25 protein-coding genes are annotated in these 26075 nt (G+C 68.5%); 19 read left to right on the top strand and 6 right to left on the bottom strand.

All coding sequences use genetic code 11. From position 1 onward, the window contains the following. Positions 1-20 precede the first annotated feature (20 nt). The 10 genes from AB4Z48_RS13440 (at position 21) to AB4Z48_RS13485 (ending at position 9014) form a co-directional block, all read left to right on the top strand. The gene (locus AB4Z48_RS13440; protein ID WP_441614602.1) at positions 21-266 is read left to right on the top strand and encodes a hypothetical protein; all 246 of its coding nucleotides are present in this window, start codon (positions 21-23) and stop codon (positions 264-266) included. A 634-nt stretch (positions 267-900) separates the two neighbouring features. After that, on the top strand, positions 901-2022 hold the full coding sequence (locus tag AB4Z48_RS13445; protein WP_441614604.1) for a transglutaminase-like domain-containing protein: 1122 nt from the start codon (positions 901-903) through the stop codon (positions 2020-2022). An 8-nt stretch (positions 2023-2030) separates the two neighbouring features. Next, positions 2031-3104, top strand: coding sequence for a selenide, water dikinase SelD (gene selD / locus AB4Z48_RS13450; RefSeq protein ID WP_441614606.1), 1074 nt, complete (start codon positions 2031-2033; stop codon positions 3102-3104). A 310-nt stretch (positions 3105-3414) separates the two neighbouring features. Further along, the gene (locus AB4Z48_RS13455) at positions 3415-4809 is read left to right on the top strand and encodes a selenium-binding protein SBP56-related protein (protein ID WP_441614608.1); all 1395 of its coding nucleotides are present in this window, start codon (positions 3415-3417) and stop codon (positions 4807-4809) included. A 15-nt stretch (positions 4810-4824) separates the two neighbouring features. Continuing rightward, entirely contained in the window at positions 4825-5499 is a 675-nt protein-coding gene (locus AB4Z48_RS13460) for a hypothetical protein (RefSeq protein ID WP_441614610.1), read from the top strand. A gap of 343 nt (positions 5500-5842) precedes the next feature. Beyond that, a complete protein-coding gene (locus tag AB4Z48_RS13465) occupies positions 5843-6184 on the top strand; it encodes an FKBP-type peptidyl-prolyl cis-trans isomerase (protein ID WP_441614612.1) in 342 nt (113 codons plus the stop codon). Between the two features lie 120 nt (positions 6185-6304). Next, entirely contained in the window at positions 6305-7963 is a 1659-nt protein-coding gene (locus tag AB4Z48_RS13470) for an FAD-dependent oxidoreductase (protein WP_441614614.1), read from the top strand. Then, complete coding sequence (locus AB4Z48_RS13475) at positions 7960-8328, top strand: 4Fe-4S binding protein (protein ID WP_441614616.1); 369 nt, start codon at positions 7960-7962, stop codon at positions 8326-8328. The genes AB4Z48_RS13470 and AB4Z48_RS13475 overlap by 4 nt, the downstream gene beginning before the upstream one ends. Further along, positions 8325-8459 carry a hypothetical protein gene (locus AB4Z48_RS13480; RefSeq protein WP_441614618.1) on the top strand — a complete coding sequence of 45 codons (135 nt, stop codon included), beginning with the start codon at positions 8325-8327 and terminating at the stop codon, positions 8457-8459. The genes AB4Z48_RS13475 and AB4Z48_RS13480 overlap by 4 nt, the downstream gene beginning before the upstream one ends. 237 nt (positions 8460-8696) lie before the next feature. Next, positions 8697-9014, top strand: a complete 318-nt coding sequence (locus AB4Z48_RS13485) for a hypothetical protein (RefSeq protein ID WP_441614620.1) — start codon at positions 8697-8699, stop codon at positions 9012-9014. A 78-nt stretch (positions 9015-9092) separates the two neighbouring features. On the opposite strand, the gene AB4Z48_RS13490 is transcribed toward AB4Z48_RS13485, so the two are convergent. After that, positions 9093-10043, bottom strand: coding sequence for a LysR family transcriptional regulator (locus AB4Z48_RS13490; RefSeq protein ID WP_441614622.1), 951 nt, complete (start codon positions 10041-10043; stop codon positions 9093-9095). Between the two features lie 122 nt (positions 10044-10165). Here AB4Z48_RS13490 and AB4Z48_RS13495 point away from each other — a divergent pair, with 122 nt between their 5' ends. The 3 genes from AB4Z48_RS13495 (at position 10166) to AB4Z48_RS13505 (ending at position 13720) form a co-directional block, all read left to right on the top strand. After that, on the top strand, positions 10166-11995 hold the full coding sequence (locus AB4Z48_RS13495) for a gamma-glutamyltransferase family protein (RefSeq protein ID WP_441614624.1): 1830 nt from the start codon (positions 10166-10168) through the stop codon (positions 11993-11995). A 212-nt stretch (positions 11996-12207) separates the two neighbouring features. Then, entirely contained in the window at positions 12208-13188 is a 981-nt protein-coding gene (locus AB4Z48_RS13500; protein ID WP_441614626.1) for a Bug family tripartite tricarboxylate transporter substrate binding protein, read from the top strand. A 4-nt stretch (positions 13189-13192) separates the two neighbouring features. After that, positions 13193-13720, top strand: coding sequence for a GAF domain-containing protein (locus AB4Z48_RS13505; RefSeq protein WP_441614628.1), 528 nt, complete (start codon positions 13193-13195; stop codon positions 13718-13720). Positions 13721-13928: 208 nt separating this feature from the next. Here the strand turns inward: AB4Z48_RS13505 and AB4Z48_RS13510 are convergent, their stop codons facing one another. Beyond that, the gene (locus AB4Z48_RS13510; protein ID WP_441614630.1) at positions 13929-14882 is read right to left on the bottom strand and encodes a LysR family transcriptional regulator; all 954 of its coding nucleotides are present in this window, start codon (positions 14880-14882) and stop codon (positions 13929-13931) included. Positions 14883-15017: 135 nt separating this feature from the next. Here AB4Z48_RS13510 and AB4Z48_RS13515 point away from each other — a divergent pair, with 135 nt between their 5' ends. The 5 genes from AB4Z48_RS13515 (at position 15018) to AB4Z48_RS13535 (ending at position 19322) form a co-directional block, all read left to right on the top strand. Then, positions 15018-15911, top strand: coding sequence for a TauD/TfdA dioxygenase family protein (locus AB4Z48_RS13515; RefSeq protein ID WP_441614632.1), 894 nt, complete (start codon positions 15018-15020; stop codon positions 15909-15911). Between the two features lie 2 nt (positions 15912-15913). Continuing rightward, a complete protein-coding gene (locus AB4Z48_RS13520; protein ID WP_441614634.1) occupies positions 15914-17035 on the top strand; it encodes a mandelate racemase/muconate lactonizing enzyme family protein in 1122 nt (373 codons plus the stop codon). Positions 17036-17166: 131 nt separating this feature from the next. After that, a complete protein-coding gene (locus AB4Z48_RS13525; RefSeq protein ID WP_441614636.1) occupies positions 17167-18144 on the top strand; it encodes a Bug family tripartite tricarboxylate transporter substrate binding protein in 978 nt (325 codons plus the stop codon). Positions 18145-18147: 3 nt separating this feature from the next. Then, positions 18148-18741 (top strand): chromate transporter, encoded by a 594-nt coding sequence (locus AB4Z48_RS13530; RefSeq protein ID WP_441614638.1) that lies wholly within the window; start codon positions 18148-18150, stop codon positions 18739-18741. Further along, positions 18738-19322: a chromate transporter gene (locus tag AB4Z48_RS13535; RefSeq protein ID WP_441614640.1), complete on the top strand. Its 585-nt coding sequence runs from the start codon at positions 18738-18740 to the stop codon at positions 19320-19322. Before AB4Z48_RS13530 ends, AB4Z48_RS13535 begins: the two co-directional genes overlap by 4 nt. Positions 19323-19457: 135 nt before the next feature. Here AB4Z48_RS13535 and AB4Z48_RS13540 read toward each other — a convergent pair whose 3' ends face one another. The 3 genes from AB4Z48_RS13540 to phnN all read right to left on the bottom strand — a co-directional run bounded on the left by AB4Z48_RS13540 (position 19458) and on the right by phnN (position 23953). Further along, the gene (locus AB4Z48_RS13540) at positions 19458-20603 is read right to left on the bottom strand and encodes a porin (protein ID WP_441614642.1); all 1146 of its coding nucleotides are present in this window, start codon (positions 20601-20603) and stop codon (positions 19458-19460) included. A 195-nt stretch (positions 20604-20798) separates the two neighbouring features. Further along, positions 20799-21791 carry a tripartite tricarboxylate transporter substrate binding protein gene (locus tag AB4Z48_RS13545; protein WP_441614644.1) on the bottom strand — a complete coding sequence of 331 codons (993 nt, stop codon included), beginning with the start codon at positions 21789-21791 and terminating at the stop codon, positions 20799-20801. A gap of 53 nt (positions 21792-21844) precedes the next feature. Then, a complete protein-coding gene (phnN, locus tag AB4Z48_RS13550) occupies positions 21845-23953 on the bottom strand; it encodes a phosphonate metabolism protein/1,5-bisphosphokinase (PRPP-forming) PhnN (RefSeq protein ID WP_441614646.1) in 2109 nt (702 codons plus the stop codon). Between the two features lie 373 nt (positions 23954-24326). On the opposite strand from phnN, the gene AB4Z48_RS13555 reads away from it, so the two are divergent. Next, on the top strand, positions 24327-24872 hold the full coding sequence (locus tag AB4Z48_RS13555) for a MarR family winged helix-turn-helix transcriptional regulator (RefSeq protein WP_441614648.1): 546 nt from the start codon (positions 24327-24329) through the stop codon (positions 24870-24872). Between the two features lie 154 nt (positions 24873-25026). On the opposite strand, the gene nadC is transcribed toward AB4Z48_RS13555, so the two are convergent. After that, the gene (gene nadC / locus AB4Z48_RS13560; RefSeq protein WP_441614650.1) at positions 25027-25863 is read right to left on the bottom strand and encodes a carboxylating nicotinate-nucleotide diphosphorylase; all 837 of its coding nucleotides are present in this window, start codon (positions 25861-25863) and stop codon (positions 25027-25029) included. Positions 25864-26075: the final 212 nt, after the last annotated feature.

The following is a 26075-nucleotide window of genomic DNA, read 5'->3' on the forward strand; positions in this document are numbered from 1 at the left end:
CTCCGCCCGGAGTTGCCGCCATGCCCGATACTCTCGCCGTCAAGTACATCATCGTGCCGTACCGCAAGGGCAAGAGCGACGCACTCCTGCCTGGTGAGATCCGCCAGGCATCGAGCGAGGTCAGCGCTATCCGTATTGCCAACGCCATGGCATCAAGCTTCGCCGGCGTCGCGGCCTATGAGGTATTGGTGGACGAGGAAACCGGCGAGATGAATTCGCCCCGAATCCTGGTGCAGGAGGGGAACGTCCCCACCCTCGGCGAATGAAACCTGTCGGCCTTGCCGACAGCTTGCGCCAGGTCGGGAAACTGCCGCATGGGTGCGCCCCGGGCGCGGAGGGCAAAGGCAGCCGAGTAGCGACCCATGCAGGCAGGACGGACAATTGGCAGTTGCCAGCGGAGGTCCGCTCTCGGCCAAGGAACAGTCCTTCGACAATCACGTCAGGAGCATCGACAATCTGCATGCTCTCCCTGAACGTGAAGTTTGGGGGCTCGCTAGCGATGCGTGGAGTTGGCAGTTCTGCGTTGCCTTGGCGCATCCATTTGGCGCTGGGCCGCTCCTGGAATCGCTCAGCTCGCTTGTGGTAAGAGCCGACCGGCTCACGACTGGTGGAGGTCGCTTGCCGGGCCAGGAAGAGACATTCGCTGGTGGAACTTCGGATTTAGCGGCGAACTCCTCCGCCCACCGAAACAGCGGCGTGCACGGCTTAGGCCGAGCTGGCCTATGCTTACTCTTACTATTCTGCTTACTCCTCTCCCTACTCCTCGCCCGCTTTTCATTTGCTGTGCCGCAGCATGCGTGCGCATCATGTTGTGCTCCCCGCTTGTGCCGCGCCGGCCTACTATGCATTGGGCAGGCATATTGCCGCGCATTGCCCTGGCTTTGAGTGGGAGGAGTGCAAATGGACCGTCGTTCTTTCCTGAAAGCGGGCGCGGCCGCGCCCGTCCTTGCGAGCACAGCCGGCCTGGCCCGCGCCGGCGCGCAAGGCGCCGAGGCGCTGCCCGCGGCCGAAGGCTGGCGCATCTATGAAGTGACCACCGAGGTCACGCTGCCCGCGGCCGCGGCGCCGGCCAGCGTGTGGGTGCCGATGACCGCCGCGCGCATCGATGACTACCAGCGAACCTTGTCCACCACCTGGAGTGCCCCTGGCGCCATGGCCCGGGATACCCTCGCGCCCGGCTACGACGCGCGCATGCTGGCGCTGCGCTGGCCCGGCCCGGACGCCGTCGAGGGCAAGCCGCTGCATGCCACGCTGACCAATGTGGTGGCCCTGCGCGACCGCAAGACCGACCTTGGCCAGCCGCCTTCGGCGCGCGCGCCGCGCGAATCGGCCGCCACCCTGCGCGAATACCTCCGGCCCACGCGGCTGCTGCCCACCGACGGCATCGTCAAGGCCACCGCGCTGCAGATCACGGCCGGCGCGCCGGACGACATGACGCGCGCCCGCGCGCTCTACGAATGGGTGATCGACCACACCTGCCGCGAAGCCAGCGTGCGCGGCTGCGGCGTGGGCGACGTGCAGGCCATGCTGCGCACCGGCGGCATCATGAACGGCAAGTGCGCGGACATCAACGGCCTGTTCGTGGCGCTGGCGCGCGCCTCCGGCATACCGGCGCGCGATGCCTACGGCGTGCGCGTGGACACCTCCGCCTACGGCTTCAAGGCCATGGGCAAGGCCGGCGACATCTCCAAGGCGCAGCATTGCCGGGCCGAGTTCTACAACGCCGGCTACGGCTGGGTGCCGGTAGACCCCGCCGATGTGCGCAAGGTCGCGCTCGAGGAGGCGCCCGGCGGGCTGCCGATGACGCACTGGAAGGTGCGCTCGGCGCGCGCGATGCTGTTCGGCGCGTGGGAAATGAACTGGGTGGCCTACAACCACGGCCATGACGTGGCGCTGCCTGGCAGCAAGGAGGCCCCGGTTCCGTTCCTGATGTACCCGAACGGCGAGAGCGTCGCCGGCACGCTGGACAGCGTCGATCCCGCTGCGTTCGGCTACCGCATCGCTTCACGACGGATTGCATAGGGAGACTCATGACGCAAGAGACGATGCCCAAACGGCCGGCCAGCACGGCGATCAAGCTGACGGCCTTTTCCCACGGCGGCGGGTGCGGCTGCAAGATCGCGCCCGCCGTTCTCTCCGAGATCCTGAAGAACGCGCGGGGCTTGCCGGCCCCGCCCGCCCTGATGGTGGGCATAGAGACCAGCGACGACGCCGCCGTCTACAAGCTCAACGACACCCAGGCGCTGATCGCCACCACGGATTTCTTCATGCCCGTGGTGGACGACCCCTACGACTTCGGCCGCATTGCCGCGGCCAACGCCATCTCGGATGTCTACGCCATGGGCGGCACGCCGATCATGGCGCTGGCGCTGGTCGGCATGCCGGTGGACAAGCTGCCGCCCGAGGTCATCGGCACCATCCTGGCCGGCGGCGAATCGATCTGCGCGCAGGCGGGCATCCCCATTGCGGGTGGCCATACCATCGATGCGGTCGAGCCGATCTACGGCCTGGTCGTGATGGGCCTGGTGCATCCCGACCACGTCAAGCGCAATTGCGGCGCGCGGCCCGGCGATGTGCTTGTGCTCGGCAAACCGCTCGGCGTGGGCATCATGTCGGCCGCCATCAAGAAGGAAAGACTGGATGCGCACGGCTACCGCGAATTGATCGCCAGCACCACGCGACTCAATACCCCGGGCCGCCTGCTGGCCGGCATGGCGGGCGTGCATGCGCTCACCGACGTGACGGGCTTCGGCCTGCTCGGGCATCTGCTGGAAGTCTGCCGCGGCAGCGGCGTGGGCGCGCGCCTGGCGATGGAGCGGATCCCGCTGCTGCCCGGGGTGGCCGCGCTGGCCGCGGACGGCGTGATCACCGGCGCATCGGGGCGCAACTGGGCCAGCTACGGCGGCGAGGTGACACTGCTGCCGCAGATCGGCGCCGCGCAGAAGGCCCTGCTCACCGATCCGCAGACCAGCGGCGGCTTGCTGGTCGCGTGCGATCCGGCCACGGTGGACGACGTTCTTGCGCTCTTCCGCGACGAGGGCTTCCAGCACGCCGCCGTGATCGGCGAGACCACCGGCGGACCGGCCCGCGTGACCGTGGCGTAGTGGCATGGTCGCGTAGCGGCGCGCGGCTACCGCGGCCGCAAACCGTCGAACGGGTCCTGCAAGCGTTGCCGGGTCGCGGCTTTGCCGGGCACGCGCGGATGGCATGCACCTCCGTGTGTGGCAGGCCGAAACTGCCGCCGGGCGTATGGCACAGCTTGTGGTGCAGCGCTTCGCTTTGGACCGGCGCGTTCGGGTTGCGCCCCGATGTGTCCTATAGTTCAAATCCCGCCCCTGTCCAGCCGGTCAAGCGCACGCGCGCGGCATGCGGGGCCAGGCGGGGATATACGGCATAGGCACAAGGAGGCGCATCATGGCAACCTGGAAGCCCGACCCCAGCTTTTACCCGTCGCCCCGCCTCGCAGCGAAGGCGCCGCCCGAATCACTCGCCTATGTGGCGATGTTCGATCCCACGCGCAGCCAGCCCGACGGCATCGCGGTGGTGGATACGGACCCGGCCTCGCCGTCCTACGCCACCATCGTCGGGCAGGTGACCATGCCGAATGCCGGCGACGAACTGCATCACTTCGGCTGGAACGCCTGTTCCTCCTGCCTCTGCCCGAACGCGCCGCACCCGCATATGGAACGGCGCTACCTGGTGGTGCCTGGCCTGCGCTCCTCGCGCGTGTACATCATCGACACCAGGCCCGATCCGCTGCGGCCCGCCATCGCCAAGGTGATCGAGCCGGGCGAACTGGCCGAGCGCACCGGCTATTCGCGCCCGCACACAGTGCACTGTGGCCCCGGCGGCATCTTCCTGACGGCACTCGGCAATGGCGAAGGCAAGGGGCCGGGCGGCATCATGCTGCTGGACCAGCAGAGTTTCGACCCCCTCGGGCAATGGGAAGTGGAGCGCGGCCCGCAGCAGTTCGCCTACGACGGCTGGTGGCATCTCGGCTACGACACGCTGGTCACCAGCGAATGGGGCACGCCGGACATGATCGAAGACGGCCTGGTGCCCGAGATCCTGCTCGGCTCGCGCTACGGGCGCCGCCTGCATTTCTGGGATCTCAACAAGCGCAAGCATCTGCAGGAGATCGATTTTGGCGAGGAGTACCAGCTGGTGTTCGAGCTGCGTCCCGCGCACAACCCCACCAAGGCCTACGGCTTCGTCAACTGCGTGATCAGCCTCAAGGACCTGTCCTCGTCGATCTGGACCTGGTACCGCGACGGCGACAAATGGGCCGTGCGCAAGATCATCGATATCCCGGCCGAGCCCGCCGACCCCGACCTGCTGCCGCCCATCCTCAAGGGCTTCAAGGCGGTGCCGCCGCTGGTGAGCGACATCGACCTGTCAATGGACGACCGCTTCCTCTACGTCTCGTGCTGGGGCACCGGCGACCTGCTGCAGTACGACGTCTCCGACCCGTTCGCGCCGAAGCAGACCGGACGCGTGCGCATCGGCGGCATCGTCTCGCGCGCCACGCATCCGGGCGCCGGTGGCGCCGCGCTCAACGGCGGCCCGCAGATGGTGGAGATCAGCCGCGACGGCCGCCGCGTCTATTTCACCAACTCGCTGTACGGCGCGGTGGATGCGCAGTTCTACCCGGAAGGCATCGACGGCTGGATGGTCAAGCTCGATGCCGCGCCCGACGGCGGCATCGCGTTCGATCCGCGCTTCTTCCTGCGCTGGCCGGCGGGCCACCGGCCGCACCAGGTGCGGCTGGAGGGCGGCGACTGCTCGTCGGACTCGTACTGCTATCCATAACGGCCCGGAGCCGCCATGTTCACCGGTGCGGCCATCGCGCCGCAGACGCATCTCGCCGCGCAATGGGCCGCGCTGTGGCCGCTCTGGTGGCCGTGGCTCGCGGTCGCCGCGCTAGGGCTGTTCCACGGCATCAATCCCGCCATGGGCTGGCTGTTCGCGGTCGCGCTCGGGCTCCATCGCGGGCGCCGCAAGGTGGTGCTGCTGGCGCTGCTGCCGATCGCGCTCGGCCATGCGCTGGCGGTCGCGCTGGTACTGGCCGCCACGCTGACCCTGGGCAGCCTGCTGGACCCGGCCTGGCTGGCGCGCGCCGGCGGCGCGGTGCTGGTCGGCTGGGCCGCGTGGCACGCGCTGCGCGGGCACCGCCGGCACCCGCGCGTGGGCATGCAGGCCGGCATGGCCGGGCTGGCACTGTGGTCGTTCCTGATGGCGGGCGCGCACGGCGCGGGACTGATGCTGGTGCCGGTGATGCTGCCGCTGTGCGGCGCCGCCACCGCCACGGGCGGCGCGCTGGTGCCCGCGCTGCTGGCGCTGGGCCTGCATACGCTGGCCATGCTGCTAGCCATCGGCACCGTGGCGCTGCTGGTGTACGACCGCGTTGGCGTGGCCTTCCTGCGTACCGGCTGGATCAACCTGGACAAGGTCTGGACGGCGGCATTGGTCGGCTGCGGCACGATATTGCTGCTGGCATGAGCGAGCAGGGCGCCCGGCTCGCCCAGAGCAATCCGCCGGTATCCGCCGGGTAGCCTGCCGCGGCGTACTGCCGTGCCTTCGCTTCGCAGTACGAGCGCAGGGTCCGGCAGGAACCACATGCAGATGGCCTGCATATGGTCCGGCCTGAGGTTGCGCTCGCAATGCTTGCCGCCCGAGCCGGCGGAGAACACGTAGTAGTATCGGCCCCCTCATGACGCAACACATCCTTTCGTGGAAACCGCCGTTCCGCGCCACGCTGGGCGCGGCAGCGGCCTTCGCCGCATAGCGCACGCACCGGCGCATCGAAAGGGCACGACAAGGCAAGACAAGGCAAGACAACGCAATGAGCACCGAACTGAAGATCGAAGACATCGAAGCCGGCACCGGCAAGGCCGTGGTCAAGGGCGCCCTGATCACCACCCAGTACACCGGCTACCTCGAAGACGGCACCAAGTTCGATTCCTCGCACGACCGCGGCAAGCCGTTCCAGTGCGTGATCGGCACCGGCCGCGTCATCAAGGGCTGGGACATCGGGCTGATGGGCATGAAGACCGGCGGCAGGCGCAGGCTGTTCGTCCCGGCGCACCTCGCCTACGGCGAGCGGCAGGTGGGCGAACATATCAGGCCGAATTCGAACCTGGTGTTCGAGATCGAGCTGCTGGAGGTGTTGACGCGGGATGACTGACCGTCGCGGCGGACCTGCCTCCCGCGACAACCGCATAAGGTTCTCACCAATCCTTCGTTGTGCGCGCGGCGCGCCGTGGCTACTGTCCTCCGGTACACCACGATCCGGAGGAACCGTCGCATGCCATCCAGAGAGCGCGAACAGCGCGCCGATATCCATTCGCTCGAAGCCGATGTCCTGGTGATCGGCGGTGGGCCCGCCGGCACCTGGGCAGCGATTGCCGCGGCCGAACGCGGCGCGCGCGTGGTGCTGGCCGACAAGGGATACTGCGGCGCATCGGGCGCCACCGCCGCGGCCGGCACGGCGATCTGGCATGTCGCGCCCGAACCCGCGGCGCGTGCGGCGGCCAGGGCCAGCCGCTACACGCTGGGCGGCGAGCTGGCGGAGCCGGCGTGGATGGACCGCGTGCTGGACCGCACCTGGACCGGACTGGAACGCCTTGCCGAATGGGGCTATCCCTTCCCGCGCGACGAGAACGGGCAAAGCCGGCGCAATTCGCTGCAGGGGCCCGAGTACATGCGCCTGATGCGCAAGCGCGTCAAGGCGGCGGGCGGCCGCCTCCTGGACCATAGCCCCGCGCTGGAACTGCTGGTCGACGCCGGCGGCAGGGTGCGCGGCGCGCGCGGCCTGCACCGGCAGCCACGCGAGGGGCAGGCCGCGCAATGGCGCGTGCACGCCGGCGCGGTGGTGATCGCCACCGGTGGCTGCGCGTTCCTCAGCCGCGCGCTGGGGTGCAACGTGCTGACCGGCGAAGGCCACCTGATGGCCGTGGAAGCCGGCGCCGAATTGTCGGGCATGGAATTCTCCAACGCGTACGGGCTCGGGCCCGCCTTCTCCTCGGTGACCAAATCGCTGTTCTACCAGTGGGCCACCTTCTACGACGCGCAGGGCCAGGAACTCGAAGGCGCGGGCTCGGCGCATGGGCGCGGCGTGATCGCGCGCGCCTTGCAGACGCAGGCCGTGCACGCACGGCTCGACCGCGCCGACGCCAAGGTGCGGGCGTGGATGCGCAGCGCGCAGCCGAACTTCTTCCTGCCGTTCGACCGGCTCGGCATCGATCCCTTTACCCAGCGCTTCCCGGTCACGCTGAGGCTGGAAGGCACGGTGCGCGGCACCGGTGGCCTGCGCATTGCCGACGCGCAATGCGCCACCAGCGTGCCCGGCCTCTACGCCGCCGGCGACGCCGCCACGCGCGAACTGATCTGCGGCGGCTTCACCGGCGGCGGTAGCCACAACGCGGCATGGGCAATGTCGTCCGGCTGGTGGGCCGGCCAAGGTGCGGCTGCGTTCGCGCAAGACGCGCCCGCGGCTGCGGGCGAACCCTTGCGCGGTGCCGGCGCCGGCGACGGCGCACAGGTCCTGCCCGCCGGGCCCGCTCCCGGCCCCGATCCGCAGGTACTGGTCGCCGCCGTGCAGGCCGAGGTCTTTCCCTATGCGCGCAACTGGTTCCGCCACGGCGAGACCCTGGCCGATTCGCTCACGCGGCTCGATGCGCTCTGGCATCAGTGGGGCCAGCGCGCGCCGCAACGCGACGGCGAACGGGCGCTGCGCACGCGCGAAGCCACCGCCATGCTGGCCACCGCGCGCTGGATGTACCGCAGCGCGCTGGCTCGCACGGAGACGCGCGGCATGCACCGGCGCACCGATCATCCCGGGCTCGATGCGAGCCAGCGCTATCGCCTGGTCAGCGGCGGCCTGGACGCGGTGTGGACCACGCGCGAAGCCGTGCGCGACGAGCCCGGTGGCGGGACGGAGTCCGGGTGGAGAGCCGCGGCATGATCGAACTGCTGAACAGCGCGCGCTGCACTGGCTGCAATATCTGCGTGCGCGTGTGCCCCACCAATGTCTTCGCCATCGTCCCCGGCAACGTACCGTCGATCGCGCGGCAGCATGACTGCCAGACCTGCTTCATGTGCGAGCTGTACTGCCCCGAGGATGCGCTCTATGTGGCGCCCCTGGCGGATGCATGCCAGCCGGCGGACCACACCGCGGCGGCGCCGCCGCACCACGCCGGCAGCTATCGCGCGGCAGTTGGCTGGGGCAAGGGGCGAGAGCCGACCGCCGCGCAGGACGGCAGCCACGCGCTGCTCGGCCTGGCCCGTCCAGCCCCGCGCGCAGCCGGCGCCCGCCGGGGAACGCCATGATGGACCTGATCGACTGGATCACCGCCATTGCCACCGCCGTGCTGGTCTACGCGGCGCTGCGGCACCCGCTCTATCCGCCGCGCCTTGGCAAGGAAAAGGACGCGGCGGGCCGTGACGATGCCGGCCGTTGATGCCAGTCGTTGATGCCAGTCGTTGATGCCGCTCGTTGATGCCGTATCCCCTGAAAACCCATATTCAAAAATTCTGAACAATAAATCCTGATAAGTGCGCTCTTAGGCCTGGATGACTCCCCTATAGTTCGTGACATGGACAGCACGCAAACAAGCAAAAACACTGCGGCAGCGTCCTGGCAGATGCAAACGAACAATCAACGAAATTCAACGAATTTTCAGATACTGGAGCCCATCATGACCAAGACCTTCGCCCTCAAGCTCGCTTCCACCCTCGTGCTGTCGTTCGCCGCCTTCGCCGCCACCGGCAACGCCCACGCCGCTTCCGCCCGCGATCTCCAAGCCGGCGACAAGTACGGCTACGATTTCCGCACGCACGACGCCTTCACCGATGGCGCCCGCAGCGGCAAGCTCGATCCGTTCACCGAAGGCGCCCGCATCGCCGGCCTGGACCGCAGCGGCGTCTCGGCCGCGCCGGCACGCAGCTTCGACCCGTACACCGAAGGCGCCCGCAGCGGCAAGGTCGATGTCTTCACCGAAGGCGCCAAGGCCTGAAGCGCGCCGCAGGCTTCTCCCGCTGCGCACGCGGCGCCGGTTGATCCCGGCGCCGTTTTTCCGTCCGCGGCCCGCGGCCTATCCCCTTGCCGGGACGGCCAGTTGGAGCGCACGCACCAGCGCCAGCAGCGGCTCGCTCTGCCCGCTGCGGCGCAGCCACATCGCGCCCACCGCGGGCAGGTCCCAGGTCAGGTTGTGCGGCAGCACCGCAGCGCTGCCGGTGGCCGCCAGTTCGGCCGCGACGGCACGCGGCACGATGGTGATGGCACGCGGCTGGGTGCGCAGCAGCGTGGCAATAGTCTTGATCGAATAGGTCTCCACCATCGGCGTGGGCGGCACCGCGCCGGCGGTCGCGAACAGCGTATTGATGGTTCGCCGGATCGGCGTGTGCCCGGGCGGCAGGATCCAGTCCAGCGCAGCCAGGCGCTGCCAGTCCAGCTTGCCGCGCGCCAGGCGCGCCGCGGCCGCCACCGGCACCACCAGCGCCGGCTCCTCCCGGTACAGCGGCGCCTGCACGATATCGTCGCCGGGCGCGTAGAAGGAGCGCGCGATCACGCAGTCCAGCTCGTGCGCGCGCAGCGCCGCCACCAGTTCGTCCGTGGTGCCTTCGCGTACCAGCACTGCCGCGCGCGGCTGCTGCTGCAGGCCATGCGAGCAGGCCGCGTCGAGCACCACCGGCGCCACATAGGGAATCACGCCAATGCGCAGCCGCCCGTGCAGGCCGGCGCCGATCACGGCCAGCTCGCGCCCCAGCGCCTCGGTGTCCGCCATCGCCAGCCGCGCGTGCGCCAGCACCGCCGCGCCGGTATCGGTGGGCTCCAGGCCGCGCCGCGAACGCACGAACAGCGGCACCATGAAGATCTCCTCGATCTCGCGCAGCGCCTTGGTCACGGCGGGCTGGGACAGATCCATCTCCGCCGCCACGCGCGAAACCGAGCGCTGCCGGTCCAGCGCCAGCAGCAGCGCGAGATGCTTGAGGCGCAGGCGCGAGATCAGGTTGTGCTGGAGCTGGTCGGCGGCGGTCGGCATGGCGGGTCCTCCATATATAACCAATCTTTCATACAACAATAATTAATCGGCTGCAATTGGTTATCCGGGACTTCTATACTTGCCGGGTATCACCCCCTTCGCCACCTCGTCTCGGAGCCCCCATGTTCACCACCCGCCCGGAAATCGTCGGTACCTTCGGCGTCGCCTCGTCCACCCACTGGCTGGCGTCGCAGACCGCCATGAGTGTGCTCGAGCGCGGCGGCAACGCCTTCGATGCGGCCGTGGCGGGCGGCTTCGTGCTGCAGGTGGTGGAGCCTCATCTCAACGGACCCGGCGGCGAGGTGCCCATCCTGCTGTGGAGCGAACGCGAACGCGCGGTGCGCTCGATCTGCGGGCAGGGCCCCGCCCCGGCACTGGCCGATCCCGCCGCGCTGCGCGCCATGGGACTGGACCTGGTGCCCGGCATCGGCCTGCTGCCCGCCACCGTGCCCGGCGCCTTCGGTGCCTGGCTCACCATGCTGCGCGACTACGGCACCTGGCCGCTGGCCGACGTACTGGCGCCGGCCATCGCCTATGCACGCGACGGCTTTCCGCTGGTGCCGCGCATCTCGCAAGCCATCCTCGCGGTGCGCGAGCTGTTCCAGCAGGAATGGCACAGCTCGGCCGAGGTATGGCTGCCGGACGGCCGCGTGCCGCGCCCGGGCAGCCTGCATGCCACGCCCGGCGTGGCGCGCACCTATACGCGCATCCTGGAGACGGCGGCGGCCGCCGGCGGCACGCGCGAGCAGCAGATCGACGCCGCCATGGCATGCTGGTACCGGGGCTTCGTGGCCAGGGAAATCGACGCGTTCTGCCGCACGCAGGCCGTGCGCGACACCACCGGCGAGCGTCACAAGGGCCTGCTGCGCCTTGACGACATGGCGGACTGGACGCCGGAGGTGGAAGCGCCGGCCACGCTGGATTTCGGCCGCTACACGGTGGCCAAGTGCGGCATCTGGAGCCAGGGCCCGGCCTTCCTGCAGCAACTTGGCATGCTGCGCCACGCGGACCTGGCGGCGCATGCCCCCACCTCGCCGGAATTCGTGCACCGCATTGCCGAGGCCGCCAAGCTGGCCATGGCCGACCGCCTGGCGTGGTATGGCGATCCGCGCTTCGGCGCTGCGCCCCTGCCCGGCCTGCTGGACGCCGGCTATCTCGCGGCGCGCGCGCGGCTGATCGGCCAGCAGGCCTCGCCCGACATCCGCCCCGGCACGGTCGACGGCACCGCGCCGCGCCTGCCCGATCTCGGCGCGGCCGAGCGCACGCTGCGCGACGCCGACGTGCGCTTTGGCGTTGGCGAGCCCACCTTCGCGGCAATGCCACCCGTGACGGAATGGGCCGAGCGCGAGATCTTCGTCGGCGATACCTGCCATATCGACGTGATCGACCGCCACGGCAATATGGTCGCGGCCACGCCGTCGGGCGGCTGGCTGTCGTCGAGCCCGGTGATTCCGGCGCTCGGCTTCGCGCTCAACACGCGCCTGCAGATGACCTGGCTCGAGCCGGGCCTGCCCAACACGCTGGCGCCCGGCAAGCGCCCCTGCACCACGCTGTCGCCCTCGCTGGCGCTGCGCGACGGCGAGCCCTACATGGTGTTCGGCACGCCGGGCGGCGACCAGCAGGACCAGTGGTCGGTCGCCTTCTTCCTGCGCCACGCCGTGCACGGCATGAACCTGCAGGAAGCCATCGACTCGCCGGCCTGGCATATCGATCATTTCCCCGGGTCCTTCTGGCCGCGCTCGGTGGTGCTCAACCGCCTGAGCGTGGAGTCGCGCCTGCCCGACGACACCATTGCCGAGCTGCGCGCGCGCGGCCACGAAGTGAAGGTGGGCGAGCCCTGGTCGGAAGGCCGCATGTCGGCCTGCACGCGCGAGCGCGATGCGCAGGGACGGCTGGTCCTGCGCGCCGGCGCCAATGCGCGCGGGATGCAGGGGTATGCGGTGGGACGGTGAGCGGGGTTGTTCCCGGTCGCACGGCATCACCGGAACACAGCCACAACTACTGCACCAGCGACACCAGATGCATCGGCTGCATCAACTGCATCAGCTGCATCAGTTGCATCCGTTGCACCAGCCACACCAGCCACATCGAATCAGTTCGAACCAGATCGAATCAAAGGCGGACCGCCCCGCGCGGCCCGCATCGCCATCGGAGAGAGAAAGACATGAAAGCCGTCCTCAAGCGCTGCCTGCTGGGCCTTGCCACCTTCTCGCTGTTCTGCGCCGCAACCGGCGCCGCGGCGGCGGATGCCTATCCCGCCAAGCCCATCACGCTGATCGTGCCGTGGGCCGCGGGCGGCTCCACCGATATCCTGGCGCGCGTGCTGTCCGAGCACCTGACGCGCTCGCTGGGCCAGCCGGTGATCGTGGACAACAAGCCGGGCGCCTCGGGCAATATCGGCTCGGCCATGGTGGCGCGCGCCAAACCCGACGGCTACACGCTGCTGGTCGGCTCCATGAGCACGCATGCGATGAACCCCGCGCTGATGCCCAATATGCCCTTCCGCGGCGTGGAGGACTTCACGCCGCTGGGCCTGCTGGCCTACGTCACCAACACCATGGTGATCCATCCCTCGGTGCCGGCGCACAACGTCAAGGAACTGATCGCGTATGCGCGCGCCAATCCCGGCAAGCTGGCCTATGCCAGCGCCGGCCCCGGCTCCACCAACCACCTGAGCGCGGTGCTGTTCGAGAAGATGGCCGGTGTGCAGATGCTGCATGTCCCGTACAAGGGCGGCGCGCCGGCGGTGGTCGACACGGTGGCCGGGCAGACCCAGCTGCTGTTCTCCGCCGGCACGCAGACGCTGCCGCACGTGAAGGCCGGCAAGCTGCGCCTGATCGCCGTCACCGAGAGCAAGCGCTCGCCGCTGCTGCCCAATGTGCCGACCGTGGCGGAAACCGTGCCCGGCTATGAGCTGTCGGTCTGGTACGGCGCCTTCGGTCCCGCCGGCATGCCGCCTGCGCTGGTGGCGCGCCTGAACCAGGAAATCAACCGGATCATGTCGATGCCCGAGGTGAAGGAGAAGATGAACGCCATCGGCGTGGAAACCGCCACCTCCACGCCGCAGCAGTTCGGCACCATCCTGCATCGCGATGCGGACCGCTACGGCAAACTGATCCGCGAACTGGGCATCAAGGGAGAGTGATACCGTGAACGGATACAACCCCGATGCAGCAGCCTGCGTGACGCTGCCTGCCGACCTGCTCGCTACGCTATGCGATGCGCTGGCTCGCGCCCCCGCGCCCGCGGCCGCCTTCGACGCGCTCGGCAGCGCCACCGCCGCGCTGCTCGGCCCCGGCCTGCTCACCATCAACGCCTGGCGGCGCGCGAGCGCGGAGATCGAGCGGCTCTGGTCTTCTGACACCGGCGCCTATCCGGTCGGCGGCCGCAAATACAAGGCCGATACGCCATGGACCATCCGGGTGCTGCACCAGGGCCAGGTCTTCGTGGGCGAAGGCGACACCGCGCTGGCCGCCGTGTTCGACGACATCGCGGTCATCCGCGGGCTGGGCCTCTCCGCCGTGGTGAATGTCCCGGTCTGCGAGCACGGGCAGTGTGTCGGCACCTTCAATTTCCTCGCCGCGCGCAATGCATGGACCGGCAGCGAGATCGCCACCTTGCGCATGCTGGCGCAGATGGCGGTGCCGGCGGTGCTGGCGGCGAGCCGCACGGCATAGCTGATGGCCGGGGCGCCGCCTGGCGCCCCGGCAAGTCCGCGGAGACGGTTTTCTCCACCGCCACGCCGCCACGGCGGCCGACTTGACCGCGCACGCCGGCGCGATCCTGCGCAAGCCGGCGCCCGACCGCCCCCCGCGCGAACCGGTGATCCTGCGTGTCGGCGCCCCTTCGGTTGGTGACGTCTCGCCGGGCCGCAGCCAGCCGGCATCATTCGCGCGAGCGCGCGGTCTGGTGAATCATCTGGCGAAAGCCGCTGAGCAAGGGATCGTCGTTGGCCATGCGGTTGAAGGCGAGCATCACCGGGTTCGCCGGAAGGGGCCGCCGCAGCTTGACGATGCGCAGCAGCCCGAACGCCACATGGCTGCGCGCAACGGATTCCGGCGCGATCGAAACCAGGCTGGTGCCTGCGACCAGGGCCAGGTTTGACTCGAAGGAACGCGTTTCGATGACCGGCCTGATCTTGGCCAGGCCGTGCTCGTTCCAGAACGCATCGAAGGTCGCCCGCGAGCTGGTCTCGGCTTCGGGCAAAGCCCAGCCCTGGCCAGCCAGGCGAGACAGGGCAATCGGGCCCGCCGGAATGGTGGGATGGCCGGCCGCGCAGATGATCACCGTGCGCTCCTGGTACAGGCGCTCCACCACCAGGTCATCGCCCTCCTCGCCGTCGCGCGCGATGCTGCGCAGGATGGCGAAATCCAGGCTGCCCGCCGCTATCTGGTCGAACAACATCTTCGAGCTGCCCTCGACCACGCGGAATTGGTAAGGCGTGCCGGCGGCCTGCGCCGACGCATCGGCCGGCACCGCCGGATAGAGCCGGGCGAGCAGTCCGGGCATCAGGGTATGCATTGCGCGCGGAATGCAGCCGAGCTGAATCGGCCGCCGCAGCGACTCGGCGGTGGCGTCGTTCAGGCGCTCGATCGCGCGCAGCACGAATCTCGCCTGGGACAGCACCGCCTTGCCCTGCTCGGTCGGCAGGCTGCCATGACTGGAGCGCTCGAACAGGCGGGCGCCCAGCAGGCTTTCCGCTTCGGCAAGCAGGCGCGACAGCACGGGCTGCGGCATGCCGAGCTCACGCGCGGCGCGATGCACGGAATGGCTGTCGCCGACAGCGACGAGGGCTTCGATATGGCGGCGCTGCAACGGCTTGCTGGCTGGTGAAGTCATGGCGCGGGCAGGAATCGGCATCGGCGTGGGGGATACTAGATCCGTATAACTTGATGCGCAATCTATATCATTTACGCTATCGGGTACCAGGTCTATATTGGGGGCACTCCAATTCACCACGGAAGGGCAGCCACCATGACACGCATCTCCGTTACGCCGCTCGGGCCAAGCCTCGGCGCTGATGTCAGCGGCATCGACCTCGGCCGGCCGGTCGGCGACGATATCCTGGCCGAGCTTCGCCAGGCCTGGGCCACGCACCTCGTGCTGCGCTTTCGCGGCCAGGCGCTGTCGGATCCGGAGTTGCTGGGCTTCAGCCGGCTGTTCGGCGAACTCGATCCGCCGGGCCCCAATCCCTACGGCAAGCCTTTCCTCAGCGAATTCCCCGAGATCAATGTGATCTCCAATGTGAAGGTCGATGGCATGCCCATCGGCAACCTGGGCGACGGCGAAGCGGTGTGGCATTGCGACATGACCTATGTCGAGCGGCCGCCGCGCGCCGCGCTGCTGCATGCGCTCGAGATTCCGCCCGGCGGTGGCGACACCTACTGGTCCAATATGTACCTCGCCTACGAGACCCTGCCTGGCGACATGAAGGCGCTGGTCAAGGGCCGCCGCGCCATTCACGATGCCACGTACAATAGCGCCGGCATGATGCGCAAGGGCATGAAGGAGGTGACCGATCCGCGCGAAGCGCCCGGGGCGCACCATCCCCTTGTGATCGTGCATCCCGACACCGGGCGCCCGGCGCTTTTCCTCGGCCGCCGCCGCAATAGCTATGTGACGGGCATGGACCTCGCCGAAAGCAATGCCCTGCTCGATGCGCTATGGGAGCACGCCACCCGGCCCGAATTCACCTTCCGCCAGGAATGGCAACTGCACGACCTGATCCTCTGGGACAACCGCTGCACGCTGCATCGCCGCGACGCATTTGACCCGAATGCCTCCCGCATCATGCACCGCACCCAGATCAAGGGCCCTGCCATCGAAGCCTTCGAGCCGGCCGCGGCCGGCATGGCGCTGGAGTCGTGAACATGGATGGCTTGCACCTTCCCATTCGCCGCGTCGAGGTGTTCGGCGTGGCCGTGCCGCTGGTCGGCCCGGGCTTTCGCAATGCCTATGTGACCAAGACCGTGCAGAAAAGCGCACTGGTACGCCTCACCGCGGAAGACGGCTCGATCGGACTGGGCAATATCGATCCCTCGCCCGGCTATTCGGTGGAGACCATCGAACAGTCGCTGCTGGCGATCCGCGACCAGCTCGCGCCGCTGGTACAGGGCGCCGACGCCGGCAATCCGCACCAGGTAATGCAGCGCATGAACGCCGGACGCGCCGGCTACCTCGACGCCAAGGCGGCGATCGAGATGGCCTGCGTCGACATGCTGGCGCGCCGGCTCGATATCCCGGTGCACCAGTATCTGGGCGGCGCCGTGGTGGACACGGTGCGCTTCAATGCGTGGATTGGCATTGTCCCGCCCGACGAGGCGGCCGCGGAGGCCCGCAAATGGTTCGACCGCGGGTTCCGCTCGGCCAAGATCAAGGTCGGCGGAGGCATCGAGGCCGACCGCGACCGCCTGACGGCGGTGCGCGAAGCGGTTGGACCCTCCATGGCCTTGCGTGCCGATGCGAATGCCGGATACAGCGTCGAGGAGGCGATTGCGCTGGGGCGCCTGCTGGAGCCGATCGGCCTGCAACTGCTGGAACAGCCGGTGGCAGAAGACGATCTCGCCGGCATGGCAAAGGTGAGGCAGGCCATCGGCATCCCCGTGATGGCCGACGAATCGATCACCGACCACGCCAGCCTGATCGCGGTGATCCGCGCCAATTGCGCCGATATCGTCAAGCTCAAGGTGATGAAGCAAGGCGGCTTCCTTACCTGCAGGCGCATGCTGGAAACCGCCAGCGCGGCCGGCATGAAGGTGGTCATCGGGCACGGCTTCGGGCTGGGCGTCAACACCGCGGCGGAAATCATGCTGGCATGCACCAGCGCCGACGTGCTCGAGGGGCTGGAATGCGTCGGCCCGCTCAAGACTTCCGACGATATCGTGACCCACAAGCTCGACATCAGCAGTGGCGCGGCCGCCGTTCCGGCCGGCCGCGGGCTCGGCGTCGAACTCGACGAGGAGAAGGTGGCACGCTATCGATTCGCCTTCTAGGTTCGAGGTTCGAGGTTCGCGGTTCGCGGTTCGCGTCCCGGTGCGGTCGACAGGCTCCGGGACCGGGCGCGCGCGTAGTTGCGGCACAGAGCAGAAAAAAACCACGGCAAACGTGGTACCAGGAGACAAGCATGTCGATTCGGAAGTTTTCTGTTCTTTGCGCGGGCATGTCGCTGGTTGCCGCCACCGCGGCCGTGCCGGCCCGCGCGGCCGACTGGCCGGCCAAGCCGGTCACCATCCTGGCGCCCTTCGCCGCGGGCGGTACCGTCGACCTGGTGGCGCGCGTGCTGGCGGTGAAACTGGGCCGCGAACTCGGCCAGCCCTTTGTCGTCGACAACCGCGGAGGCGCGGGCGGCACCATCGCCACGGCGATGCTGGCGCGCGCGGCACCCGACGGCTATACCGTGATGATCCACCACATGGGACTGGTATTCAGCGATTCGCTCTATAGCCATCTCCCCTATGACACCAGGCGCGACATCCTGCCGGTGGCCTATATCGGCGCCACGCCGAACGTCCTGGTGGTGACCAAGACCCTGCCGGTCAAGACCATGGACGATTTCCTGGCGCTGGCCAAAGCCAGGCCGGGCTCGATCAACTATGGCTCCGGCGGCATCGGCAGCGCCGGCCACCTGCCCATGGCGGTGCTCGGCATGATGACCGGCGTGAAGCTCCAGCACGTACCCTACAAGGGTTCCGGCCCCGCGCTGACCGAACTCGTCTCGGGCCAGATCCAGTCCATGCTGCTGACGATTCCGGCCGTGATGCCCTTCATCGCGTCCGACATGGTCCGCCCGATCGCCACCTCGGGCAAGAAGCGTTCGCCGGCATTGCCCAACCTGCCGACCATGGAGGAAGCGGGCATCAAGGGTTTCGAGTACGCGCCCTGGTATGGCTTCTTCGCGCCCGCCGGCACGCCGCCGGCGGTGGTGCAGAAGCTGCACGAGGCGGTCGGCAAGGTCCTGCGCGACCCTGAGGTGGTGGCGAAACTCAGCCGCGAAGGGATCGAGGTGGAAGCCATGTCGCGCGAGCGGTTCGCCGGCATCGTCGAGGCCGACACGCAGCGCTGGGGCAAGACCATCAGGCAGCTTGGCATCAAGGCCCAATAAGGTATGCCGGCGATGCGTGCGAATCATCCGGAAAGCGGCAACGACCGCCGCGAGCCCCGCTCTCCCACCGACCTGTTCGTGACGTTCACGCTGCTGGGCCTGCAAGGGTTCGGCGGCGTGCTGGCGGTGGTGCAGCAGGAACTGGTGGAGCGCAAGCGCTGGCTCACGCGCGAGGAGTTCGTCGAAGACTGGGCGGTGGCGCAGATCATGCCCGGCCCCAACGTGGTCAATATGGCGCTGATGATCGGCGGCCGCTCGTTCGGCCTGGCCGGCGCGCTGGCCGCATCCACAGGCCTGCTGGCGCTGCCGCTGGTGCTGGTGGTCCTGCTCGAGTTGCTGCATGCCCGCTTTGCCGACCACGCCGGCGTGGCCGGCGCATTGCGCGGAACCGGGGCCGTGGCCGCAGGGCTGTTCGCGGCCACCGGGCTCAGGCTGCTGAGCGCATTGCGCGCCAATCCGCTGGGCCGCCCGCTCGCCATCGCGCTGGGCGCCGCCTGCTTCGGCGCCGTGGCGCTGCTACGCTGGCCGCTCTTCTACGTGCTTGCCGGCCTGGGCACCGCCGCCTGCCTGCTCTGCTACCGGAAGCTCAAGCCGTGAGCGGCGTACCGGTGCTGGCGCTGGGATGGGGCGACTGGCTCAACCTGTTTTACCACTACCTCTCGCTATCCTTGCTGTCGATCGGCGGCGCCATCACCACGGCGCCCGACATGCACCGTTACCTGGTAGATCAGCAGCACTGGCTCAGCGAATCCCAGTTCAATGCATCGGTGACGATCGCCCAGGCGGCACCGGGACCCAATGTGCTGTTCATCGCCCTGCTCGGATGGAATATCGGCATGAACGCTGGCGGCGTCCCCACCGCCCTGCTGGGCGTGGCACTGACCATGTCCGGCATCCTGCTGCCCAGTTCTGCCCTGGCCTACCTCGCCGCCCAATGGGGTCACCGCAACCGCGGCTTGCGCTGCGTGCAGGCGTTCCGGCAGGGCATGGCGCCGATCGTGGTGGCGCTGCTGATCGCGACGGCGTGGACACTGGCCAGCGTCCACGCCGACGCGCCCGGCGACTGGCGCCTGTGGCTCGTGACAGTGCTCACCGCCCTGATCATCTGGCGCTTCCGGCTGCACCTGCTGTGGCTGCTCGCCGCCGGCGCCGCGCTTGGCTGGTTCGGGCTGGTTTGACTCATCGCCGCACCTGGGCGGGAACGCCACCCGGCCATCGCGGGAGCCAGAAGCCGCGCGAATTGCTCGACGGCCCGGATGAATCGCTACCGGGCATCCGTGGCGTGGCAACCCGCGAGGGGGGAGAGTTCGCGGCTAGAACTTGTGGCGAATGCCCGCTACCGCGCCGAACTGGCTCATGCCTGGCCCGATGCTGGTCTGCGGCCCGTTGAGCCCCACCCGCGAGCCGTCCTTGTTTTTCACGTAACCCACCGTCAGGTAGGCATCGGTGCGCCGGGAGAACGCGTAGTCGAGGTTGCCCACCAGGCTCCAGGGGTCCTGGCCGGAGCGACGGTCGTCCGTCACATAGGCGGAGGTGCTCAGCGTGAGCGCCGGCGTGAGGGCATAGCTTGCGCCAAGCCAGAACAGGTTGTTGCGCCGCGCGGGCACCGTCGCGGTCGCGCCGATGTCGCCGCTCAACCAGCGGTAGCCGGCGAACAGCTTCGCCTTGGCCAGCGTGAGGTTCGCGGCGAGAGCGATGCGCCGGTCCCGCTGGGCGGGGCTCTGGCCGGCGATCCCGGCCGTGCCCTGCTGCTGGTCGTAGATCAGCGCGGCCGCCGCGTTGCCGGCGTCGTATTCCAGCGCGCCGCTGAAAGCGCGGTCGCTCCTGGCATCGCCCGGGGTCTCGCCGGCGATGGTGCCCGTCGCGCCGCTTCCCACCGTTGTGCCGCGCGCGAAGGAATACATCGCGCTGGCGCTGAGTCCGCCGAACTTCGCCACATACTTGGCCGCATTGTCGTAGCGGCCGGCAAGCGAGGTATCCATCAGGAACGCGGAGTAGCGCGGCGCGATGGCCATGGCGTCGTAGTTGATCAGGATGTCGTAAAGCAGGTTGTTCTGGTGGCCCGCGGTGAGTCGTCCGTACGGCGTGGCAAGGCCGGTGAATGCCTGCCGCCCGAACAGCCGGCCAGCCTGGCCCAAGGTGCCTGCGTCGATGTCGAAGCCACTCTCGAGCACGAACAACGCACTGACTCCGCTGCCCAGATCCTCCGTTCCGCGCATGCCCCAGCGCGACCCGGATAGGTTGCCCGAAGCCATGCGCGTCAATGCGTGCCCGCTGGCGTCGGCATGGCTGAGGTACTCCACGCCGACATCGGCCACGCCATAGAGCACAAGGCTCGATTGCGCCCAGGCAGGCGCACAGGCGGCCGCAAGCAGGCCGATGGCAGCACGTGCTAGCCGGGCATGCATGGCGCGCTCCGTGGCGGATTCGAAGCGGGTCGTTGCCGTTTTCGCTGACATTGCTCTCATGGATTGTTCTGTTCGTGTTGCTTGCCTCCCTCATGCCGCGCCTGCCCCCGGCCCGGCGCGTGCGAACACGTGCCAGGCCTGGGCGCAAGCGGGCACACGGGGCCGGCGGCGTCCGTGACTGGAGGGGAATGACTACGGAATGGAACTGGGGCTGGCTCCCGGCGCGGACCGGTTGCCTGCGCCGGGTCAGTCGACCCGGAGGCCGATCTGCGCGGCGAGCTTCTTCCAGCGTTCGATGTCGCTGGCGACGACCTTCTGGAACTCGGCGGGGGTGCTGTTTGCGGTGGCAAAGCCGAGTTGGGCGAGATTGGCCTTGATCTCCGGCTTGGCGACGGCGCGGGCGATGGCCTGGTTCAGCTTCTGCACGATCTCCGGCGGCGTATTCGCCGGGGCGAGGATGCCGAACCACTGATCGACATCGTAGCCGGCGACGCCCAGTTCGCTGACCGATGGCACTTCGGGCAAGAGCGGCGAGCGGCTGCGGGAAGTCACGGCCAGCGCGCGCAGCTTATGGCTCTTCAGGTACGGCACGGTATTGGCCAGCGTATTGATACTGATGTCGGCCTGCCCTCCCAGCACATCGGCAAGCGCCGGCGCGCAACCCTTGTACGGGATGTGCAGCATATCGACCTTGGCGGAGATCTTCAGCAACTCACCCGCCAGGTGCTGCGGCGTGCCGTTGCCGCAGGACGCATAGCTGGGAGGCCGGGCCGAGCGCGCGGCGCTCAGCAGGTCGCCGAACGTCTGGATCTTCGAGCCGACCGGCACGGCGATCACGGACGGCACCGAGGCCATGGAAATCACCGCGCTGAAGTCCTTGCCCGGATCGAACGGAAGATTGCGAAAAACGGCGGGATTGATCGCGAAACTACTGTTGACCGCGAGCAAGGTATAGCCATCGGACGCGCTCTTGGCAACGAACTCCGCGCCGATATTGCCGCTCGCGCCGGGTCGGTTGTCCACCACCACCGGCTGGCCGAGGCTGTGCGCGACCTCGGCCCCGATCACGCGGGCCAGGATGTCGGTTCCCCCGCCAGCCGGGAAGGTCACAACCAGCCGGATCGGCTTCTGGGGAAAATCCTTGGCGATGCTGGCGCTGGCCAGCGCGGGCATGCCGAGCAACGCCGCGCCCAGCAGGGATAGAGAGACGATACTGCGAACCACAGATACAGGGGTCATTGTGAAGCCTCGACAGTTGAAGGAAATGATAGTGCAATGCGCCGGCGCGCCGGCTAACCGGGAACGACGCTGATGGCAGGCGGCATGGCGCGGGCACCGCCTGCGCGAAGCAGCGCACATGCCTCGCGCGCCGCTTCCAGGTCTGCGGCATTGCCGGCGTGGATGCGCAACAGCGCCTGCCCCGGCACAACGCGCTCGCCCACCGCGCACAGCAGGTCCACGCCGGCGCCGGGGCAGCGCGGCGCGCCGGCGCTGCGGGCAATGCCGGAAATGGCGAATCCGTCGATCTGCGTGACCACGCCGGCGCTCTGCGCGACCACCTCGTGCACGTGCGCGGCTGGTTTGTCCGCCACCGGCTTCGCGCCCTGGGCCGCCACGATGGCATCGAGCGCGGCGCGGGCGGCACCCGAGGCCAGCAGTTGTGCGGCACGCTGGCGGCCCGCCGCGGCTGTGCCGATGGCGGGGTCGAAGGCCAGGATCTCGCCAGCGAAGAAAAGTGCCTTGTCGCGCAGGTCGGCGGGCGCACGCGCATCGCCGTCCAGGACGAGGCGCACGTCGCGCACCTCGAGCGCCGGCCCCACGCCACGGCCAATGGGCTTGCTGCCGTCTGTGGCAAAGGCACGCACATGCATGCCCAGGCCTTGGCCCACCACCTCGAACAGGGCCGCCAGCTCGCGCGCCTCGGCCTCGCTCGCCAGCTTGGCCTGCGGGCCGTAGGGCAGGTCGACGATCACGTGCGTCGAGCCGGCCGTGTACTTCTTGGAAAGGATCGAGGCGACGGACCACCGGTTGGTATCGAGGCCGAGCGGGCGCGTGATGGCATTCATCACATCGTCGACCGGTGAGTGGTTGAGCCGGCCATTCCAGGCGATGCAGGCACGCGCCTGCGCCACGCAGCGGCGTACGCCCTCGAAGTCCAGGTCCACCTGCGCCAGCGTCTCCATCGCATCGGCCGTGCCGGACGCCGAAGTGATGGCCCGCGAGGATGTCTTTGGCATCGCCAGCCCGTGCGCGGCCACGATCGGCACGACGATCAGCGTGATGCGGCTGCCGGGCACGCCCCCCATCGAATGCTTGTCCACCACAATGGGCTCGCTCCAGTCGATGCGGCGCGAAAAGCGCGTGCGCGCCCGCGCCACCGCCACCACTTCCGCATCGGAGAGCTGGCGCGAGGCGGCCACCAGGAACGCCGTCAGTTCCAGCTCGGTATAGCGCCCTTCCACCGCGTCGCGCAGCACCGCCTCGAAGCCCGCTTCGTCGAGCGGCTCGCCCCGCAGCTTGGCACGCAGCGATGCGCGGCTGGCCGGCTCCGGCAGGCGACGCACGCGCACGGTGGCGCCCGCCACCGCGCCCAGCCGCTCGCGCAGCGGGCCTGACAGTCCCACTTCGTGGTCGCCCAGCAGCGCCGCGCTGTCCAGTACATGCAAGGCGGCGGGCAACTCCAGGCCGCCGGCGCGCACGGCCACGCGCGCGTGGCGAACGGCGTCGGCAACAGCGGGGGAAACGTAGGCGATATGCGCGCCTTCGGCCGAGACCGGCACCGGCCGCAGGGCCAGCGCAATGGCCGTCGAGCGCAATGCGTGCACGAAATGCATGACGCCGGCTTCGAGCGTGCCGTCATTGCACACCGAAACGCATGGCACGCCGGCCGGCATGGGATCGGGCGCGCGCTCCAGCCGGCGCCGCACCGCGTCGCCGGATTCGCGGCCCCGCGCAGCGATGCGTTGCGCCAGCACGGCAGCCGGCGCCGTCACGTGGATCACCATGAAATTCCGCATGCGCTGCGCCAGCGCCGCCACCACGCTGCGCGAACCGTTGGCTACCACGTGGCGTCCGCACTCCAGCTCGCGCAAGGTCGCTGCCGGCAAGCCGTATCGCAGGCCATGCGCCTGCCAGGTCATCAGGAACTCGCCGGCTGCCTCGCGGGCGGCGAACTCGCACTCATCGACGCCCTCGTGGTCCTCGCCTGGCGCACCTGCAGCGCGCGTGATCACCCGGCGCGCGAAGACATAGCGCGCATCGCCCGCCAGTGCCGCACGCGCGCCGTCCATCAAGGAGTCCTTGCCCGCCCCGCTGGGTCCCACCACGAGAAAGAACGTGCCGGCGGCCACGGGCTTGCCTAGCGGCGCCGTCGAGATGGTGCTGAAGTCCTCGCTTCTCATTTGTCGTCCTTTGCGGCATCGCGCAATTTTGCTTAGATATCGAAGTACTAGCTATGCTAGCAGCTGTCATCGCGTTGTCAAGATAAGTTCGACATCTAAGAATATGCAAGAGCCGGGCCAATGCCGGAAAGCCTTTGTGCACAAGGAACCGGAGGAATTTCCGTCTCCGGCGCCAGGCGAAATCCCTGTGCGGGTGCATGCCGGCGCCGGCCCTGCGCACGCCGCACTGATGTAGTGAGCACTACATTAGTGAAAGCGGACGGTCCGCAGCGCCACGCCCGCGTCGCGGCACTTCGGGGGCCGACGCGATATCATTCGGAGATACAGGCGCGGCGCTTCGCAGGCGCCGCAATCGGAATCGAAGACCGTCAACATGGCAACCACGAAAGCGAAAGCACCCCAGGCAGCCCCGAAGGAAGAGGAGCTTGCCAGCGAGCGCCTGGCTCACCTTGTCAAGGATGGGGCGCGCGCATTCATCCGTGCCCTGCAAATGCGGCTGGCCGAACACCAGGTGTCGTATGGGCACTGGGTGATCTTGCGCATCCTGTGGACCAACGACGGGCTGTCGCAACGCGAGCTGAGCGATCTCGCCGGCGTCACCGAGCCGACCACGTTCACCGCCGTCAAGGCACTCGAGGCCCTGGGCTATGTCGAACGCACGCACCTCCCCGGCAACAAGAAAAACATCCACGTTTTCCTGACGCGGTCGGGCAAGGCGCTCGAGCGCAAGCTGGTGCCGCTGGCGGAGGAAGTCAACGACATCGCCATCCAGGGCGTGTCGGCCGCGGAAGTGGCCGCGGCGCGCAAGGTGCTGATGGCCGTCATCCGCAACCTGGCGCAGGACGAGACCGAAGCGGAAGGCACTGGCCGCCGCGTGCCATCCACGCAAGAACTGGGCCGCCTGCTGGCAAGCCTCTGAGGCCCGCCGGAGACAAGCGCCCGCCGTCTGCGCGGGGTACGCGCCGGGAGCGCGCGAAAAAAAGCGCGAGGACTTGCCTCGCGCAACCAACATGACCGGTCGGCAGACTTCTGGCCGGCGATGCAGGAGTGACCTGACGTGTTGCCCTGCCCGCTTACACCGCGTCGTCCAGACCGATGTCCACCGCAGGTGCCGATTGGGTGATCTTGCTGGTGGAGATGTAGTCGACGCCGGTCTCGGCGATCGGGCGGATCGTTTCGAGGCGAATGCCACCTGACGCTTCGACCTTGATCCGCCCGTCGACGAAGGCCACCGCCTCGCGCATGTCGGGCACCGACATATTGTCGAGCATGATCACATCCACGCCCGCGTCGAGCGCCTCGCGCACCTGATCGAGCCGGTCGCATTCGACCTCGAGCCTGGTCAGCACCGGCAACTGCCGCCGCGCGCGCGCCACGGCCGCGGCAATGCTGCCGCAAACGGCAATATGGTTGTCCTTGATCATCACGCCATTGTCCAGGCTAAGCCGGTGATTCAGCCCGCCTCCGCAGGTGACCGCGTGCTTTTCCAGCGCCCGCAGCCCCGGGGTTGTCTTGCGGCTGTCGATCAGGCGCGCCTTGGTGCCGGCGATCGCTTCCACGTAGCGAGCCGTCTGGTTGGCGATGCCGCAGAGCCGCTGCATGATGTTCAGCGCCGTGCGCTCCGCGGTCAGCACGCTGCGCGCGGAGCCGCTCACCGCGATCAGGATGGCGCCCTTGCCGACCTTGTCGCCGTCGGCGACGCGTACGTCGACATGCAGTTCGGGGTCATAGCGCTTGAACACGCGCGCGGCCACGTCCACGCCGGCAATCAGCATCGGTTCACGTGCGTTCATATAGAACGAACCTGTCTCGTCCTTCTCGATCATGGTCTGGACGGTCAGGTCGCAGATGCCGATGTCTTCGGTCAGCCACAGGTCAATCAGCTTGTCGGTTGCAAAAGTGTCGTACATGCTTGGCTCCAGGTTCCGGTTGATCCGGCAGGTTCGCGTGGTATCCCACAAAAAATACTTAGATATCGAACTACATGAAGCAATCGTAGCACCTTGGCAGCCCTTGTCAATAAAAAGTTTGATCTCTAACTAAAATAGCGCGACGACCGGCGCAGGCCGGCGCGCGCCGATGCTGGCCAGTGCTCCTGCTTTCGCCCCCCCTTGCGATGGCC

The sequence above is a fragment of the Cupriavidus sp. 2TAF22 genome (assembly GCF_052115045.1).
Taxonomy (GTDB): domain Bacteria; phylum Pseudomonadota; class Gammaproteobacteria; order Burkholderiales; family Burkholderiaceae; genus Cupriavidus.

Excerpts from the sequence above, each read along its gene's own strand:
- phnN (WP_441614646.1), bottom strand. The coding sequence starts at position 23,953 with ATGAGAAGCGAGGACTTCAGCACCATCTCGACGGCGCCGCTAGGCAAG.
- AB4Z48_RS13495 (WP_441614624.1), top strand. The coding sequence starts at position 10,166 with ATGTTCACCACCCGCCCGGAAATCGTCGGTACCTTCGGCGTCGCCTCG.
- AB4Z48_RS13465 (WP_441614612.1), top strand. The coding sequence starts at position 5,843 with ATGAGCACCGAACTGAAGATCGAAGACATCGAAGCCGGCACCGGCAAG.
- selD (WP_441614606.1), top strand. The coding sequence starts at position 2,031 with ATGACGCAAGAGACGATGCCCAAACGGCCGGCCAGCACGGCGATCAAG.
- AB4Z48_RS13475 (WP_441614616.1), top strand. The coding sequence starts at position 7,960 with ATGATCGAACTGCTGAACAGCGCGCGCTGCACTGGCTGCAATATCTGC.
- AB4Z48_RS13455 (WP_441614608.1), top strand. The coding sequence starts at position 3,415 with ATGGCAACCTGGAAGCCCGACCCCAGCTTTTACCCGTCGCCCCGCCTC.
- AB4Z48_RS13530 (WP_441614638.1), top strand. The coding sequence starts at position 18,148 with ATGCCGGCGATGCGTGCGAATCATCCGGAAAGCGGCAACGACCGCCGC.
- AB4Z48_RS13445 (WP_441614604.1), top strand. The coding sequence starts at position 901 with ATGGACCGTCGTTCTTTCCTGAAAGCGGGCGCGGCCGCGCCCGTCCTT.
- AB4Z48_RS13555 (WP_441614648.1), top strand. The coding sequence starts at position 24,327 with ATGGCAACCACGAAAGCGAAAGCACCCCAGGCAGCCCCGAAGGAAGAG.
- AB4Z48_RS13520 (WP_441614634.1), top strand. The coding sequence starts at position 15,914 with ATGGATGGCTTGCACCTTCCCATTCGCCGCGTCGAGGTGTTCGGCGTG.
- AB4Z48_RS13485 (WP_441614620.1), top strand. The coding sequence starts at position 8,697 with ATGACCAAGACCTTCGCCCTCAAGCTCGCTTCCACCCTCGTGCTGTCG.
- AB4Z48_RS13480 (WP_441614618.1), top strand. The coding sequence starts at position 8,325 with ATGATGGACCTGATCGACTGGATCACCGCCATTGCCACCGCCGTGCTG.
- AB4Z48_RS13525 (WP_441614636.1), top strand. The coding sequence starts at position 17,167 with ATGTCGATTCGGAAGTTTTCTGTTCTTTGCGCGGGCATGTCGCTGGTT.
- AB4Z48_RS13500 (WP_441614626.1), top strand. The coding sequence starts at position 12,208 with ATGAAAGCCGTCCTCAAGCGCTGCCTGCTGGGCCTTGCCACCTTCTCG.
- AB4Z48_RS13490 (WP_441614622.1), bottom strand. The coding sequence starts at position 10,043 with ATGCCGACCGCCGCCGACCAGCTCCAGCACAACCTGATCTCGCGCCTG.
- AB4Z48_RS13460 (WP_441614610.1), top strand. The coding sequence starts at position 4,825 with ATGTTCACCGGTGCGGCCATCGCGCCGCAGACGCATCTCGCCGCGCAA.
- nadC (WP_441614650.1), bottom strand. The coding sequence starts at position 25,863 with ATGTACGACACTTTTGCAACCGACAAGCTGATTGACCTGTGGCTGACC.
- AB4Z48_RS13540 (WP_441614642.1), bottom strand. The coding sequence starts at position 20,603 with ATGTCAGCGAAAACGGCAACGACCCGCTTCGAATCCGCCACGGAGCGC.
- AB4Z48_RS13510 (WP_441614630.1), bottom strand. The coding sequence starts at position 14,882 with ATGACTTCACCAGCCAGCAAGCCGTTGCAGCGCCGCCATATCGAAGCC.
- AB4Z48_RS13440 (WP_441614602.1), top strand. The coding sequence starts at position 21 with ATGCCCGATACTCTCGCCGTCAAGTACATCATCGTGCCGTACCGCAAG.
- AB4Z48_RS13515 (WP_441614632.1), top strand. The coding sequence starts at position 15,018 with ATGACACGCATCTCCGTTACGCCGCTCGGGCCAAGCCTCGGCGCTGAT.
- AB4Z48_RS13545 (WP_441614644.1), bottom strand. The coding sequence starts at position 21,791 with ATGACCCCTGTATCTGTGGTTCGCAGTATCGTCTCTCTATCCCTGCTG.
- AB4Z48_RS13470 (WP_441614614.1), top strand. The coding sequence starts at position 6,305 with ATGCCATCCAGAGAGCGCGAACAGCGCGCCGATATCCATTCGCTCGAA.